Genomic DNA, 388 nt, shown 5'->3' with positions numbered 1-388 from the left:
CGGCGGCACCGCGAGCAGGAACTGCATGAAGGAGGAGAACCGCAACAGCACGCCGGCCGTCACATACATGTGGTGCGCCCAGACCGTGACGGAAAGGCCCGCGATCGAAATCGTCGCCGCGATCAGACCGATGTAACCGAACATCGGCTTCCGGGCGAACACCGGAATGACCTCGGAAATGATGCCGAAGAACGGCAGCGCGATGATGTACACCTCTGGATGCCCGAAGAACCAGAAGAGGTGTTGCCAGAGCAGCGCCCCGCCATTGGCCGCGTCGAAGACATGCGCCCCGAATTTACGGTCCGCCTCCAGGGCGAACAGCGCGGCGGCCAGCACCGGGAAGGCCAGCAGGACCAGCACACCGGTCAGCAGCACATTCCACGTGAAG

At 63.4% G+C, this 388-nt stretch carries 1 protein-coding gene; it reads right to left on the bottom strand.

The genetic code is table 11. The features are described from left to right. Nucleotides 1-388 (bottom strand): cbb3-type cytochrome c oxidase subunit I (locus IH09_RS36255; RefSeq protein ID WP_190233532.1); only part of this gene is annotated, 388 nt, incomplete at both ends.

It is taken from the genome of Streptomyces celluloflavus (assembly GCA_000720995.1).
Classification (GTDB): domain Bacteria; phylum Actinomycetota; class Actinomycetes; order Streptomycetales; family Streptomycetaceae; genus Streptomyces; species Streptomyces celluloflavus.
The sequence above is the reverse complement of the archived record's forward strand: the minus strand, read 5'-3'. Positions and strand labels throughout refer to the sequence as shown.